A 14,974-nucleotide genomic window follows, 5' to 3' on the forward strand; every position below is an offset into this window, starting at 1 on the left:
GCATACGATGGTATAAATCACCAACGTATGCTTTTATTTATTTTTATCCCTTGGTTGAATTATTAATTTATATTTATCCTTTTCTGAACACACCTCAATTTGAGTAGAGAAGGGCGATGTAATTAAATAATCAATCACATTTTAATTTTTTTCTGAGTAGTAGGGGAAAGTTCGATTACACCCTTTCAGAGAAATTCGTATCTTAATGAAAATCTTCTGCTAAGTTATAACTCAATTAATAAATCACCAGTACTAATCGCTTCACCATCTTTAACAAAGATGTCTTTAATAGTTCCAGAGAATGGCGCCTGGACGGTTGTTTCCATTTTCATGGCTTCCGTAATTATTAGGTGATCGCCCTGCTTAACTTGATCCCCTTTTTCGACGACAACACGAATTACTGTACCAGGCATTGTCGCACCGATATGCTTTTTATTTTTTGAGTCAGCTTTTACTTTGGATTGAACAGAAGATTTAATGTTTTCATTAGTTCATTAAAAGTGGAGTTAAATCTTCCCCTCACCAGGGTTTCTCAAATTTTATTACATTTATTTTACTCTCTTCCAAAATGAAAAAATTGTTGTAATCCTATAGCCATTCAAGAGTTGAAGAATAAAAAAAGATGCCTACAGGCATCAAAATAAGGCAGATTAAATAGCTTAACAAAATTGCGGAAAAAACCTTTGCACCAAAACCATTTATTTAAGCTGAAATAAAGAACCTTCTTCGTAGTTCATCTGTTCGAATTTCCACATACCGTCTTCCTTTCGAAGGTTACATGTATAGACTGCACCATAAACTGGATTTTCTATAGTATCTTCTGTTGGTCTAAAAGGTATCAGACGATACATTTTTAATTTAGCTTTTTCTTTCTTTATTTCAATTCCATGTGGTTCCACTGCATGATGAAAAGTAGGTCTACCTGAACGAGAAATTTTTAACTGACTAATAATATTCTTTCGTCCTTTAATTTCACCAATAGGAACCATATTTATCGTAGCATCCTCTGTAAATATATCGTTAAGCAAACTAAAATCTCCTTGATCAAAAGCCCAGGCATAACGATTAAATGTTGCTACAACTTCTTCCTCCTCATAATTACTCTCTTCAGATTCAGGAATAACTCTCCAGGGAGCTTCTAACTCACTAAGAATTTTTGGATTCTCAGTATCTGGAGTCCATCCTAAAGTACGACCTGCAGGTTTCCATTTACTTGTATACGGACTTGTGCCATAATGCCAATCTAGGTCAAATCTAAGATGAGAAATTTCCCAACCGCCTTCAGTCAGTTTATACGAATTAACATAGTGTCCTCCAAACCAAAATGGATTCATTTGTCCATTATCCTTATGAATAAATAAGCCTGTTAAATAAACGCTTTGCTGACTTAGTTCTTCCTTTATTGCTATATATTCATTAGTTACGTAATGGTGAACAATGTCTGGGGTTTCTTCTTTATTTAATAGGCCCTCTATTATAGCTTCTACACCTTCAAATTCCCCATACATGCTAAAGCTTGCTTGGGCATTAGGAAGTAGAAGTTCTCGTAAAGTTAAAGTATTCCCCTCTTCAAGAGCTTTTGAAAACTTAGAAAATACTTCGCTAATAGTAGCACGATTTATACTTGTATAGTTCACTAACTTGTGAGTTATAAACATGAAAATAGAACCTCCATAAGGAAAATAATAAATAAACTTCTTTATTTAAGAATTATAAAATTTTATTTTTCTGAATCCAAAAATCATGTAGTCTACTTGTTACTTTTCCTCTTCCTTTTCCAAATTTATCGGAACCCTTATCAGGTCCAAATACTCATTTAAGAAATTCAATAATATATAATCTTCTCTCTGTAATACAATAGATATCCTTTTTATAAAACCACTGATCAATAGTATTGTAGACGCCTCGATTTATACCATAGTTATCTTCACAGTATCTAAAGAAATGCAAATCAGTTTTATTGATAATTTTCTTTTGTAACTCATCCATATTAATACTCCTTAATACTATTTACTCGAATGTCAGGATAAATTCAGAAAAAGATAATCATAATTATCCTTTTCTAAACTCAGTGTCTACTCTTTATTTAGGAAAAGAGTTTTAAGCAGATGTCTTAAATGGATAGGAAGAAAAGTTATATAGATACAACACTAAATTATGAAAAATAACCTTTCCCTTTTCCTAATATCTAACGGTATCGATATTTCTCTTCGTAATGCTTATATCTTACTCTTGCAAATCAACTATTTTTAGATAGCGCTCTCCGCTATCTTGAAGTTTTAATTTGTATTGTACAGAAGAACTTAGAACCTCTCCTTTTATAACTCTTTTCCATGTTGCTTTAATTTCAACTAACACTTGATTATCACTCACCGTTTCAGTGTCAATACTTTCTATTTCATAGTGGCCATATTGTGTTTGAGCTGATAACTGTTCCATGAAATTAGTCCACTCTTCATAATTTTTTACATCCTTTCTTTCAGAGAAAATAAAAGGCTGCCCATCATTTACTAATAATTCTTTAATTCCTTCAGGATTAAAAGTTTCACGTAAATAAATCCATCGATATATTAAAGAGTGAATGCGATTTTCCTGGTATGAATCAGCAAATACTTTGTTAGGGTTATGCTCAGCAGGAGTTTTATTAATGAATTTAAAAAGAGCTAAGTTATCTTCAGTGAACGTTACTAGCGTCTGATAATGAATGATTGCTCCCCCTATTTGGTTATCTGCCTGAATTACTTGATATGCCACTTTCATTCTTACTTCAGCTAAATCCTCACTTAATGGATTATAGATAAACTCTTTAATAAAATGAGAATCTACTTCCTCAGGGACGTTTGCCACCCATTCAGCAGCTGAGTCTCTTCCATAAGCTAACAAGTATGAAGAAGCATGTAGAATCTTTATATCATCACTTAAAATTTCTAATTGTCTGTTTACAGTTTTATTTTTCCCTTCAAAGTAAGCAAACCAACGATGTGCAATATCACGTGCAGCATGTTCTCTAATTTTTTCTCGAGAAGAAATATCCATTTAATGACTCCTTTCTTAACATAAGGTTGGTAAATATAAGGCGATTTTAACTAGTTATTGGTTAGATAAGTTATAAGCCTCTGCTAATAACTCAATTGACTTTATTCGATTATGGGCTCCAGAAATATTAGGTAAGATGGTTATTTCATTCGTGCCATAAAGCTGAGCTAGTTTTTCAATTTGATTTTTCACTTTCTTTGCATCCCCAACAAGTACACGATTTCGATTTCTCGAAATACGTTCTATTTCATGTGGACTATACTGATAGTCCATCGCTGTTTGAATAGATGGATAAGAAGTTGGTGTTTGTAATGACTCAGCTTTGAGAAGCCACAGATCAAAAGCCTTAGCAATCTCTTCTGCCTCTTCATTTGTTTCAGCCACAACGGCAAATACCCCGATCATTACTTTAGGTTCTTCAAATAAAGAAGATGGTTTAAAGTTCTCTCGATAATGTTTAACTGCGGTTAAGCCATCTCCAAATGGATTAATAAAGTGTGCGAATGTAAATGCAGTGCCATTCTCGGCAGCGATCCTTGCACTGCCTCCACCAGCTCCTAAAATCCACATTTCTGGTTTTGTATCAATAACAGGCGTAGCAGTCAATTCATTAAAACGATGGTCTTCTGAAAACTCATCTGTTAAAAAACTTTTTAAGTCTACAACTTGCTGCTCATATGGAAGTGGTCTTGATTTTTCTTCGTTTAAAGCATAGGTTACTAAACTGTTTGCTCCAGGTGCTCTCCCTAGCCCCAGGTCGATACGATTCGGATACAATGCTTCCAACATGCGAAAGTTTTCAGCTACTTTATACGAACTATAATGCGGAAGCATAACCCCTCCTGAACCAATTCGAATACGCTCAGTTGATGCTGCTAGATGCATCATCAACATTTCAGGATTGCTACCAGCAAGTGATAACATTTGGTGATGCTCAGATACCCAAAATCTGCTATAACCAAGTTTATCAGCTTTCTTTGCTAATTCAGTTGTTTGAAATAACGCTTCACGTGCATTACTTCCTTCATCTATTGGAGAATAATCCAGTATGTTTAATGAAATCATTATTTTCCACTCCCTGTTTGACTAATATTAATTGCTTTTACTTTTTGTTGATATGGTTGCATTCAAAGAAAAGCTTATTTTTATCTATATTTAAATGTCAGCATAATCAATATAAAGATGTTTATTGAAGCAATATTCTATTCAAGCTTTCTTGACGCTTCCCCATGTAAGTGAAAGACTGTTACATCACTATTAACTATTTAGTTAACAAAAATAAAATGCATGCGCATGCATTATTTAATCTTCCCTATAAAAAGTCAAATAGATAAAGCACAAGAGAGGTTAATTCTTAATTATCCCTTCTTTTTACCGTGTAACCAGTAAGCAGTGATGAGATATAGTAAATTGCGTTACTACTTTAAAAATATGGCCTAAGGGTAAATAAGATCAATTCAATTGGAAAAAAGAATAAAACCTCGGTGGTAATGCCTATGATTTATTGATCAAAATCATTCTTTTTCAAAAAAGTTATGACTGCTTATTAAAACTATTTAAGATTTTCAGATTAACTTTAAAGTCACTATTTTGACGCGTCTTTTCAATTGCTTCTTCAAACGTTTCTAATACTTCTTCAAAAAATTGTTCCCCTTTTTCAGTCATTGTTGTATAAACACCTCGTCTATCGTCTCCATATCCATGACGTCTAATTACTCCACAGTTTTTTGATTCCATTCTAGCTGCAAGTCTAGACATAGCACTTTGGCTTAACCCAATCATATGTTGCAACTCTTGAAGGGGTAATTGTTTTTCAGGTGTTTCCGCAAGAAATAGTAATACATAAAATGCTTTTAAAGCAAGCTTGTAGTTCTGTTGAAGAGAATGTTCAAGTTCCTTTAAAACAGTTTCATGAAATTGTGTGAAAGATAACCAGCTTTTTATTAATTCTTCTTGTTTATTATTCATTTAAAAATCGCCTACCTTTTTTAAATCAATTTACTTGATCAAATTCCATGAGGGTTTCAATAAATAAAACTGGATTAATAAGAGTGATTTTCCAAACTAATATTTCTAAATAAGGATAATTTCAATACAATAGTTAAAGCTGCTAATATTGCAAACAACATACCACTTAGCAACAGGCTTCCAGTTCCAAATTGAGAAATAAACCAACCAGCTAAGGATGAGCCTATTGTTATTCCAAAATTAGAAAATGACATGTATAAACTGTTTCCGAATTCAGGTGCATCAACTGTTTCTGTACTTAACCAGGTTTGACTAATTATCAAACCTCCAGAATGCACCGTTCCCCATACAAAAATTAATACAATCATAGGTATTGTATACGTACCAGCGAAGTTAATAAATCCGTACACGATAAGATAAATAAATGGATATAACATAACTGTACGCACTAAATTTTTTTGCAGTAAATTACTGAACAAGAAATTACCTACTAGTCCAAACAACCCAAAAAGCATTAATAAAATACTTATCCAAGCTCCTTGCACATGACTAATTTGTGTCACATATTCAGCAAAATAGCTATAAACAGAAAACATAGTAGCAAAAACAAACATTACAGTTAACAAATTTAACCATACTGGTAGTTTACCTAAAATAGAAAATTGTTTTCCATAAGACAATTTCTCTTCGACTGGCATAGTTGGCATAAAAAAAGCAATTCCTAAGAAAGATACTGCACTCACCGATGCACAAAATAAGAAAGCAGTTTGTAAAGAAAATTGATCGGCTAACAATGAAGTTACAGGTACGCCTAACACTAAGCCTAATGTAACTCCTGCGAATACTTTAGCACTTGCCTTTCCCTTCTGTTCAGAAGGAGCTAATTTTACAGCGACTGAAATAGCTAAAGAAATTAACAATGCAAGAAATAATGCTGGGATTATTCTAAATAAAAGAGTTAATCCAAAGCTTGAAGAATAAGCATTGACTGTATTTGCAATAGTTAGAATGAACATAATAAATAATAATGATCCTTTTCGGTTAAAACCTGAAACAATTAACGTGACGAAAGGTCCGAAAAGCGCTACAACTAAAGCAAATATACTAACTAATATACCAGCTTGCGATGTTGTAATTTGAAATTTCTCTGTAATTTGTGGTAGTACACCTACAATACCCATCTCATTTGTTATGGCAGCAAAAACACTTAAAACTAAGATAAATATTACTACTCCATTTTTTTTCATTTTAAAACTCCTTCCTAAAATTCGATAAATCAAAATTGAACGTAAATTAAATAATTTTATTAAAAAGAATTAAAGGTCCCTTAGTACGCACAGTATTTCTACTTTAGCAACTTTTCATTTCTTCTCTCTTTTCTTCCTTTAACTAACTCCACTCATTACCCTAATCATCTGGTTCTTTGCTCACTCTCATATAGTGAATGTGCATGCACATGCATTTATATAGATGTTTAGTTACTTTTAGAAATAGTCTTTGAAACCTCATTTTTTTAACATACTCATTACCAATTGATTGAATAAGTACAATTGCAACGTCTTGGCTTGGTGAGTAATTAGATATTCATTAGGGTCACCTTTTAATTCTACAGAAACATCTATTTTTCCAGTTGGTTCAATTTTGCAAGATAAACCAATAGATAAGTTTCTTTTATCTATTAGAACCACTGATTCCACAGCATTCGCCACATTGGAATAACTAAACGTTCTCTATCCTCGAAATTCATTTCAGTTTCAATATCATCTTATATATATATCTAGAAACATAGATATAAAAAGATAAATTAGCCCCCTTTATATAGATCCATTGAATATCTAACAGAACTTGTCATTACTTCGAAATAAACAATATATATATATCTAGAAATCTAGATGTATATTTTAAAAAAAACACCTCCCTTTTATAATTCATTTTGAACATATTCAGTAAATTGACGAATGATCTTTTCGTTTCGTCGATAATACGTCCACTGTCCTACTCGTTCAGACTCTAATAATCCAGCTTTTTGCATGGTTAATAAATAACCAGAGATCACAGACTGCGCCATTCCAGCCTTTGCTTGTATATCTCCAACACATACTCCAATTTTAAAATCAACATCTTCAGGAATATGGCACTGTACCTCGAAATGTTTTGCGGGATTCTTTAGCCAATGTAAAATTTGATGACGCGTTTCGTTAGACAAAGCTTTGTATATTAATAAAGGTTCCATAGGTGTTATTATATCTATTTTTATAGATATGTCAACATGATGCTCAAATATCTTGAAAACATGTTTTTGAAGCTGATTAAAAATCAAAATAGTTTTGAAAAGTGTCTTTTACGAACGGTAGCAACAATGCTATACCGCCCATTTCGGAAATTTTAAACACTAAGAGAATTCCAACCTGAAAAGTCGATCTCCTCTACGTTAAGGAATCGACTTTTTTAACTTCTTCTTATAGAACTAAACCAGCTAATAGGATGTCAATATCTTTCTCTAAAATTTTCATTTCCCTTATGATATACTATTTTTGTTCATGACAAATAACCCTCCAAAACCCTTTTGGAAGGATTTTTCTCTGTTTCATAAAACCGTTAATCAGGATAAATCTAGGAATGCTTCTTTTCTCTTTAATAAAGCGTAAATCCAATGAAGAAGTTTATTCATACAGGCAACGATCGCCACTTTGGCTGGCTTTCCTTCCGATTTTTTCTTATCAAAGAAAGATTTAAGCTTTTGTTCCTTGAACTCCTTATGCCGCATAGCACGGCAAGATACAGAGAATGACGTAGTCTGCTCAACCTCTTTTTGTAATACGATTAATGGTTGCCGTAAACTTACCCGATGAGTGAACACTTGGATCTACTCCAGCGAAGGCAACCAGTTTTTTCGGATGATTAAACCGATCGATTTCACCGATTTCAGAGATAATCGTGGCTGCGATTTTTTCTCCGATACCCGGAATCGATTGGATGATCTTATATTCTTCCAGTTCATTTGCCAGGGCCACTATACGATCTTCCAAATCGGAAAGGTGTCCCTGGTAATGAAAAAGCAACTCAATATACATACGAAGATTGATTACGTGACTTTCATACACGCTTTTTTGAAATGGATTTCTAGATGCGGAATCCATTATTTTTTTTGCTTTTTCCCATGCCCATTCACCCGATCGGCTAGAACAGAACTCTATAACACTCTCTGCTAGTCTACTTTCTCCTAGGATATTCCTTTAACATCAATAAAGAAACCTTCGAATATAGATCCCCAAAAACCTTCCGGTATTCAGGAAACTCTTGATCTAAAATGGTGTGAAACTGAAGTTTAGCTTCCACATACATATTCGTTACGATTTCCTGTTGTCTGGACAAATTCCGAAGGTCTAAAAGCCGAATTCCTCTAATTTTATGAGATTCACCTTTGTAATACAGCACACACAACTGGTACGCATCGATAGCGTCTGTTTTTACCTTTCGTAAACTGGTCTTCTTTGCCTGATAAGAAATAATCGGATTTAGTAAGATATATAGAATCCCTTGATCCTCCAGGTATTGAATAACGGGAGAATGGTAATGCCCTGTAGATTCTAAAATGACCATAGGCATCTGCCCTGTCACCTCTTCAATTTCTTTTAGAAATTCTAAAAAATGATCTAACTCCTCTTTGATATGCTTCATTGAAAAGCTTTTCCCATACGGTTTAGATTGATCTAAGAATGCCTGAACTTGGCTCTCTCCTTTTGCCACATCCAGACCAACAACTGGATTCATTATCTTTACCTCCTCTACTTATTAACCAGTACCCCTAGTCCTCCATGTAGTGTCATAGCTTCGCTTGTTATACGAGATCTGCGTCCCAACCAGCCTCAAACATGTTTCTACAAGTAGGGGGCGGACAGTTTAGTTCACGGGATCAAGTCCCACGCACCCGTACGTCCTACCCTGGCTACTGATATAATAGATTCTATTAAAAAAAGGTCAACCAGTAAAAACTGGCTAACCTTATAATACGAACGCACCCGTTAGTTTAAGTACATTCTTTCACAACCTTGTCCGTAGAGTAAACATTTCTACGATTTTGCAGCTCTAATCCGTCACATAGCGAAGAAATAGTTGTTTTTCTGTTATCTAATTGGCTCCACAAACGGTCGTTTATAAAATAGTCTTGGTATTTACTTAAATAGTGGCAAATATGGCTTGAATTTATCACCAAAACTCATAACCAAAATCAAGATACCAAAAGAAATATTAGAAACCCTTTTTAGTTATTTATATTCAAAAGCTTTATATATCAAGGTGTTGAGTTAACGTATAAAATAAGATTTTTGTCAGTGCTACCCCTTGCCTCCTTTGCGAAAGATTCGTTCGAGAAATGTTTTCTTTATCTCAGGAGGCACAGGAAGAAAGAAACGATTCTTACTTGTTACATCAAGATAAGGCGTTAATATGTCAGTCTTCTCCTCTACAGAAGTTGCGGTATTTAGCTGTTCTTCAATTTTTGCAAAATGTTTTGCTGTTGAGCCTTTTGGCGTATAGACAAAACGCAAATCCGGGAATTTTTGTGAGTCTGCTGTTTCTATTTCAGTATATGCATGGACAGACGGACGTGCCCAAAAAACATTTTTCCGCACCACACGTGCAGGACTTCCTGCGGCTGAAACATTTGATGGGAGCGATTTTGTCACGAGCGACTTTGCACCTAAAATTGAACCTGTACCAACTTCTACTCCTTTTAGAATCATGACGTCCTGCCCAATCCAAATGTGGTCACCTAAGTACACACTCTTTGTTGAGTTAATCCGTTTTCGAGTTGTTCCATCGTAGATCAAATGTGGATCTGCCAAACGAACGACTATACCACTTGAAAACATATTATCATGACCGATGAATAGATTCTTTTGCTCAGAGAGAATAAATCTCGCTAAACCATTAAATGAATAGTTGCGACCAAGGAAAAATGTATTATCATTCCAAACATTGACGCTCATCGTTGCACCGTGATTTGATTTCCCAATAATTATGAGCGAGTAGTTGCCATTAAAATTTAGGGTTGCATTTTTAAATTCGGCTCCACGTTCAATAATTAACCGATTTCCTTCACCCAAAAATTTGATTTTACTATTCACAAACGAAATCTCATCTTTGGTATTTCCTATAAAGAGTATTTCATTATTCGTTTCCGGTTTATGTAAGATATTAGAAATAGTTTCCATGCTTTCTATACCCACTTTCAAAGTGTTAAAACGCTTTCATTATACATCATTTTTTTGCTCAACAAAAAAGACCGCCTAAGAAAACCGGAGGAGATGTAAAGCTGAAGATTTCGGATTTACGAAAAAGGGAAATGGTAATAGTAAATAAATTAAAGGTTATAAATCAAAATGGATAATTGCTAGTAGATAGTCGTAAAGTTGCTGAAATGGTTAGAAAACGTCATGACCAGTAAAAACAGAATTTTGTACCACATATGGGATCATCTCATGATTAATTTACGTCTTGGCTTATTTCGCTATACTGCCCCGTTAGTCCGTAGGAAAAATGAGCTGTCTAAGCAACTCCCTGTAAGGCTGAAAAACTTCTCAAATAAATTTTCTTTATGCGAAAGTTGACCTATCGAATAACTCCCTTCTTTTGGCCACCAATTGGTGGCCTTCTTATGGCGCTAAAGCACCCGTTAGTTCATTAAGCAGGTCATTTTAGTATTACCAAATTCTCGGACATCAGCTAAGTAATCAAATCCATTAGGAGAACCAAAACTATTAAACGCACGCACTGCAACAAGATTATTTTGAGGTATAACCAAAAGAGTTACTCCTGTATAGCCTAAAATTTGAAAGGAGCCTTTAGATACAAGTTCACCAATTTCTGATTTTCTTGCAGGTAAATCTTTTACGAACCATAAGTAACCGTTTTGGGGAAGTTCCACATCTAATGAATTTGGGCTTTGAACGGTTGTAGCAATATCTATAATTTCATTTGATACAATTTGTTTTCCATTTACATTTCCCTTTTTAAGATGGAAGTATCCCCATTTAGCCAACTCTCTTGATGATACATACATATTCATCTTATCACCCGTCTGTACTCTTACTTGTAGTCCAGTTTGGTTCATTAGGCTTCCGTATTACAGCAACAAGGTTTTCATTTATTTCTCCATATCAGCCAGTCTCCGTAAAATTTAGAGGTGTAAATACGTTATTAGCAACTATCACAGCAACCGATTTACCAGTTGTATTTTTAACGATTGCGTCAACATTTCAATTCCAATACCTCGATATGACCAATTAACTCCAGGTGAAAATTCTCGATGTATCTCCCCATTAATACTCTTTAAACCATGCGTATGTGTTAGTAAGTGTCTTATTGTAGTTCCATTAAATATTGGCATACTATTCGGTGGAAGATATATCATCTATTGAGTCTATGTATCCTTTATAAACCGCACAGGCCACTGCAAAGCCTATGTAACTTTTTCTAACTGAGGCAACATGAAATTGGGTATCTTCTTGGATTTTCCTCAAATTAGGATCCTTAGAATGTTTACCCCAATATTCCTCTGTAATAATATTATCGTTATGAATTATATAAACAGATGCACCTGAACAGTCAACTAATTCAGACGTCTTTCTAACATTTGATACAACTGAATTAAACTGTGTGTATATCTTTTTATTAATTATCATTTTTTCACTACTATATTAACCATTATCTTCAGTTATCTTCCCTTCTCTTTATTCTCCTTTTTACTTCCTTGTCGAACTCTATATAATATATCCAATATCTACCGGAACTCCCACTATTCATATTCCATCAAGGGTGAATAATTCATTTTATATTTTGAATGCTAAATCTAATGAAGGAAAATGTTACTTAATACTAACGTTATTCAAAGGTTCTGTTTCAAATATAGAAACTTTTTCTCTTTTTTTGAATCTTATTTCTCAATAATATATTATGAACAACGTACGAAAGAGAGGTGAATCCATTGAAGCAATACGAAGTAGCTACACTGAAAAAAGGACTTCTAATTTTAGATGCTTTGCAAGAAAAGGATATGACACTTCGAGAAGTTATACAAACATTCTCATTTAATAAATCAACAGCTTTTCGTTTGTTATATACCCTTGAAATAATGGGCTATGTTAAAAAGATTGATAATTCCTATAGTCTTACTAATAAGATGGGATTTTTATCTACTTCCTTTAACTCAAAAGCAAATTGGTTATCGGTTCCACCTTTATATGAATTGAGTAGAGAAGTTGGAGAAACAACCTATGTTGGAATCCTTTATGGTACGGAAGTAGTCACCGCACAAGTTGTTGATGGCACTCATTCAATGAGGGCACACTCAGAGGTTGGCGACAGGTCTCCTGTACATTTAAGCGCTCTAGGAAAAGTCATATTAGCTTTTTTAGACAAAACCAAGCTCGATGGAATCCTTAAAGAATTGACATTAGTACAAAATACAAAAAATACATTTGTAGACTTACACTTATTAAAAGAACACCTAAAGGTCATTCGTAAGCAAGGATACGCAGTAGATGACGAAGAGACAGAAATAGGTTTACGCTGTATTGCTGCTCCTGTCATCTTTGAGGGAAATATGATTTCAGCAGTTGCGATAGCTGGTCCAGCCCTTCGGTTGAATAAAAAATTAGATAAAGATTTAAGTAAAAAACTTATTCAATGTAGTTCGCGTATATCGAAAATGCTTTGATGGAAAACACCCTAAAATTTGAAGGGGGAATAGATTAAAGAGATGTCAACAAAAGTATACATTGCATTATTTTCTTTGGCCACTAGTGCTTTTGCCATTGGAACAACTGAGTTCGTCATTGTAGGCTTACTTCAAACAGTTGCTGATGATCTATCTATTTCGGTGTCAAAAGCTGGCGCTTTAATTTCTGGTTATGCAGTAGCAATAGCTGTTGGAACTCCAATTGTAACAGCTATTACAGGGCGTATTCCAAAAAAAGGATTTTTACTAATCTTGATGATTGTTTTCATTTTAGGTAACGCAGTTTCGGCCATTTCAGAAACATATGAAGTATTAATGATCTCACGAGTTATTACTGCTATCGCACATGGTGTATTTTTTGCAATTGCAGCTACAGTTGCTGCCGATATCGTACCAGAAAACAAAAAAGGAACAGCTATTTCAATTATGTTTACCGGATTAACAGTAGCAACCATAGCTGGTGTTCCAATGGGGACTTATATTGGACAACAGTTTGGTTGGCGCGCTACATTCGGTGCGGTAGCTGTACTCGGCATTATTGGGCTAATCGTAAATGTATTTGCCGTTGATAAAGTGGACAGACAATCAAATCCTCCTACTCTTAAAGATGTAGGGCAACTTGTGAAAAATGAACGAATTCTACTGGCACTATTAATGACCGCATTAGGTTTTGGTGGAACTTTTTCGTTATTTACCTACCTCGCTCCTATACTGGAAAAAATCAGTGGGTACTCAGCTGGATCTATTTCATTGCTGCTTTTAGTTTATGGAGTTGCCGTTGCCATTGGAAATATAGTAGGTGGGAAAATGGCCAATCAGCATCCAGTTAAATCATTACGCTTCGTCTTTTTACTCCAAGGTATCGTACTTTTATTACAAATGATACTACTACCTAGTAAAGGATTAAGTATTTTATCTATTATTTTGTTAGGTTTATTTGCATTTATGATGTCTCCAGGAGTTCAAGCGTACATTGTAACGCTTGCTGAAAAATTGGTTCCTTCTGCAAAAGATATTGCATCTGCACTAAATATATCAGCCTTTAATGTAGGGATCGCTGCAGGATCTACCTTAGGTGGATTAGCAGTAGACTATTTAACGTATTTAGATACGGCATGGATTGGTGCGATTATGGTGGCATTCGCATATCTTCTATCCGTACTGAATTATAAATTAGATAAAAAACAAAAATTATTTTAAGGGAGAGTTTATTTATGAACTTACAACAACTAGAAAACGTAGAAAAGGAATTACAATTTGAAACATTTACAAATGAAGATGCTCTAAATCTTGGTATGACATTAATTAATTATGCAAAAGAAAATAACAAAGCAGTAGCTATTCATATTGAGCGTAATCGAGTACCTTTATTCACCTATCTAATGGATGGTACTTCTGAAGAAAATGTATTTTGGCTATATCGAAAAAAACGCGTAGTGGATCATTACAACCGAAGCTCACATTATATTGGAGCGAGATTCGAAAAGCAAGGAACGACCCATAATGAAAGCTCTCTTCTTCAATCATCTGATTATCAAGCTATAGGCGGCTCTTTTCCTATACGTATTAAAAACATAGGCGTAATTGGGAGTGTAACAGTAGCAGGGCTTACACCTCAACTTGATCACGATTATGCTGTCGAGGGAGTAAAACATTTCTTAAAAAAATAAGGAGTTTATAAACAAATGGTTGTCGAACATGCCATGTTAATCATCAAAGAAGAGCTAGTGGAGGAATTTATACAGACAATTAACGAAGCATTCCCTATTTTAAGCAATTCTGAGGGGTACTTATCTCACAAACTGCTTCGAAATAAAGAGAATCCAACTCTTTTTATACTTGTTGTTAATTGGAATAGTTTAGAAGACCATATTGATGGCTTTGTAGGGAGTGCTAAATTCAAGAAATGGGACTCTATGCTCAGATACTTCTTTGATGAGTTATCCAAAAATCTTGCACTATACAGAACTAAAATATGATTAATCAACATGTACCTGTCAAGTATACAGTTATAAAAGACTGCCTTTATGAGGCATGAGTTCGGTATTCAATCGGACTCATGCCTCATTTGTTTTGTATGTCAAAAAGTTTTAAACAGTAGCTGAATGCTCTTAAACTTTTTACGAAGCATATTACAGAAAGAATAGCGTTTTTTTCGTTTTTGGGGTAATGTTTTGTCTTAGCTTGATGGGTATGTGGCAGTACCCCTTAAGGAACTAAAGGGGCAGG

At 34.3% G+C, this 14,974-nt stretch carries 14 protein-coding genes and 2 pseudogenes; 4 read left to right on the plus strand and 12 right to left on the minus strand.

Annotated elements, in window-relative coordinates; translation table 11 throughout:
- Positions 1-224: 224 nt before the first annotated feature.
- From BS1321_RS00240 to BS1321_RS27980, 12 genes and pseudogenes are all read right to left on the minus strand, one after another.
- Positions 225-488, minus strand: a pseudogene (locus tag BS1321_RS00240) (biotin/lipoyl-containing protein); the annotation flags it as partial.
- Positions 489-698: 210 nt separating this feature from the next.
- A complete protein-coding gene (locus tag BS1321_RS00245; RefSeq protein ID WP_063236490.1) occupies positions 699-1,658 on the minus strand; it encodes a nuclear transport factor 2 family protein in 960 nt (319 codons plus the stop codon).
- 568 nt (positions 1,659-2,226) lie between these two features.
- Complete coding sequence (locus tag BS1321_RS00250; RefSeq protein ID WP_063236489.1) at positions 2,227-3,036, minus strand: hypothetical protein; 810 nt, start codon at positions 3,034-3,036, stop codon at positions 2,227-2,229.
- A 54-nt stretch (positions 3,037-3,090) separates the two neighbouring features.
- Positions 3,091-4,101, minus strand: a complete 1,011-nt coding sequence (locus BS1321_RS00255; protein ID WP_063236488.1) for an LLM class flavin-dependent oxidoreductase — start codon at positions 4,099-4,101, stop codon at positions 3,091-3,093.
- A 468-nt stretch (positions 4,102-4,569) separates the two neighbouring features.
- Entirely contained in the window at positions 4,570-5,004 is a 435-nt protein-coding gene (locus tag BS1321_RS00260) for a MarR family winged helix-turn-helix transcriptional regulator (protein ID WP_069981803.1), read from the minus strand.
- Between the two features lie 74 nt (positions 5,005-5,078).
- Positions 5,079-6,251 carry an MFS transporter gene (locus BS1321_RS00265; protein ID WP_063236487.1) on the minus strand — a complete coding sequence of 391 codons (1,173 nt, stop codon included), beginning with the start codon at positions 6,249-6,251 and terminating at the stop codon, positions 5,079-5,081.
- Between the two features lie 258 nt (positions 6,252-6,509).
- Positions 6,510-6,701, minus strand: a complete 192-nt coding sequence (locus tag BS1321_RS00270) for a hypothetical protein (protein ID WP_063236486.1) — start codon at positions 6,699-6,701, stop codon at positions 6,510-6,512.
- Between the two features lie 224 nt (positions 6,702-6,925).
- Entirely contained in the window at positions 6,926-7,237 is a 312-nt protein-coding gene (locus BS1321_RS00275) for an ArsR/SmtB family transcription factor (RefSeq protein ID WP_063236494.1), read from the minus strand.
- Positions 7,238-7,606: 369 nt separating this feature from the next.
- Positions 7,607-8,778 (minus strand): annotated as a pseudogene (locus tag BS1321_RS00280) (IS110 family RNA-guided transposase).
- 563 nt (positions 8,779-9,341) lie between these two features.
- Positions 9,342-10,220, minus strand: coding sequence for an acyltransferase (locus BS1321_RS00285; protein ID WP_063233629.1), 879 nt, complete (start codon positions 10,218-10,220; stop codon positions 9,342-9,344).
- Positions 10,221-10,681: 461 nt separating this feature from the next.
- A complete protein-coding gene (locus BS1321_RS27975) occupies positions 10,682-11,119 on the minus strand; it encodes a serine hydrolase (protein ID WP_232522751.1) in 438 nt (145 codons plus the stop codon).
- 277 nt (positions 11,120-11,396) lie between these two features.
- Positions 11,397-11,690, minus strand: coding sequence for a beta-lactamase family protein (locus BS1321_RS27980; protein ID WP_232522752.1), 294 nt, complete (start codon positions 11,688-11,690; stop codon positions 11,397-11,399).
- Positions 11,691-11,992: 302 nt separating this feature from the next.
- On the opposite strand from BS1321_RS27980, the gene BS1321_RS00295 reads away from it, so the two are divergent.
- From BS1321_RS00295 to BS1321_RS00310, 4 genes are read left to right on the plus strand one after another with little or no spacing between them, the layout of a single operon-like run.
- Positions 11,993-12,724 carry an IclR family transcriptional regulator gene (locus tag BS1321_RS00295; RefSeq protein ID WP_063233628.1) on the plus strand — a complete coding sequence of 244 codons (732 nt, stop codon included), beginning with the start codon at positions 11,993-11,995 and terminating at the stop codon, positions 12,722-12,724.
- 42 nt (positions 12,725-12,766) lie between these two features.
- Positions 12,767-13,945 (plus strand): MFS transporter, encoded by a 1,179-nt coding sequence (locus BS1321_RS00300; RefSeq protein WP_063233627.1) that lies wholly within the window; start codon positions 12,767-12,769, stop codon positions 13,943-13,945.
- A gap of 14 nt (positions 13,946-13,959) precedes the next feature.
- Positions 13,960-14,415, plus strand: a complete 456-nt coding sequence (locus BS1321_RS00305; RefSeq protein WP_063233626.1) for a heme-degrading domain-containing protein — start codon at positions 13,960-13,962, stop codon at positions 14,413-14,415.
- Positions 14,416-14,430: 15 nt separating this feature from the next.
- Positions 14,431-14,724 carry an antibiotic biosynthesis monooxygenase family protein gene (locus BS1321_RS00310; RefSeq protein WP_063233625.1) on the plus strand — a complete coding sequence of 98 codons (294 nt, stop codon included), beginning with the start codon at positions 14,431-14,433 and terminating at the stop codon, positions 14,722-14,724.
- Positions 14,725-14,974 lie beyond the last annotated feature (250 nt).

The organism is Peribacillus simplex NBRC 15720 = DSM 1321, assembly GCF_002243645.1.
Taxonomy (GTDB): Bacteria; Bacillota; Bacilli; order Bacillales; family DSM-1321; genus Peribacillus; species Peribacillus simplex.